We start from the raw sequence: 1279 nt of genomic DNA, 5'->3' as shown, positions 1-1279 counted from the left end.
TTCACCGCTTCAGGATCGAAGCCCCCGCGTATTCGGCGACTTCGCCCAGTGATTCCTCGATGCGGATCAGTTGGTTGTACTTGGCCAACCGGTCCGACCGCGCCAGCGAGCCGGTCTTGATCTGACCGCAATTGGTCGCCACGGCCAGATCGGCAATGGTGGCGTCCTCGGTCTCGCCCGAGCGGTGCGACATCACGTTGGTATAGCGCGCGCGGTGGGCCATATCGACAGCGCGCAGGGTTTCGGTCAGCGATCCGATCTGGTTCACCTTGACCAGCATCGAGTTCGCGCAGCCGCGCTCGATCCCTTCGGCCAGACGCGCGGGGTTGGTCACAAACAGGTCGTCGCCCACAAGCTGGACCTTGTCGCCGATAGCGTCGGTCAGGGCCTTCCACCCGTCCCAGTCATCCTCGGACATGCCATCCTCGATCGAGATGATCGGATAGTCTTTGACCAGCGCCGCCAGATACTCCGCGTTTTCCTCGGAGGTCAGCGAGATATTCTCGCCCGACAGAACGTATTTGCCGTCCCTGTAGTACTCGGTGGCGGCGCAATCCAGGGCAAGGTGGATTTCCTCGCCCGGCTTGTAGCCTGCCTTTTCAATGGATTGCAGGATGAAATCCAGCGCTTCGCGTGTGGATGCGATGTTAGGTGCAAAGCCGCCCTCATCGCCGACGCCGGTGGCCAGACCTGCCGCCGACAGTTCGCGTTTCAGCGTGTGGAACACCTCGGACCCCATGCGCACCGCTTCGCGGATATTCGCGGCCGAGGTCGGCATGATCATGAATTCCTGAATGTCGATCGGGTTGTCCGCGTGCTCACCACCATTGATGATGTTCATCATCGGCACGGGCAGAACGCGCGCCGACGTGCCGCCGACATAGCGATACAGAGGCTGCGTGGTGAAATCCGCGGCGGCCTTGGCCGTGGCCAGCGAGACACCCAGAATGGCGTTCGCGCCCAGACGGCCTTTGTTCTCGGTTCCGTCGAGTTCGATCATCGCTTGGTCGATGGCGACCTGTTCAGTCGCGTCAAAGCCAACCAGTTCTTCCGCGATCTCACCGTTCACCGCAGCAACGGCTTCCAGCACGCCCTTGCCCATATAGCGCGACTTGTCACCATCGCGCTTTTCCACCGCCTCATAGGCGCCGGTCGAGGCCCCGGACGGCACCGCCGCCCGGCCCATCGTGCCGTCTTCCAAAATCACGTCCACCTCAACCGTCGGGTTGCCCCGACTGTCAAGAATTTCCCGGGCGTGGATGTCGATGATTGTGCTCAT

General features: G+C 61.8%; 1 protein-coding gene. It reads right to left on the bottom strand.

All coding sequences use genetic code 11. The features are described from left to right. Position 1 precedes the first annotated feature (1 nt). Positions 2–1279: phosphopyruvate hydratase (eno, locus tag RUESEDTHA_RS20755; RefSeq protein WP_180888495.1), on the bottom strand; the 1278-nt coding region annotated here is incomplete at its 5' end.

Source organism: Ruegeria sp. THAF57 (genome assembly GCF_903914075.1).
GTDB lineage: Bacteria > Pseudomonadota > Alphaproteobacteria > Rhodobacterales > Rhodobacteraceae > Ruegeria.
This window is presented reverse-complemented; position numbering and strand designations above follow the sequence as displayed.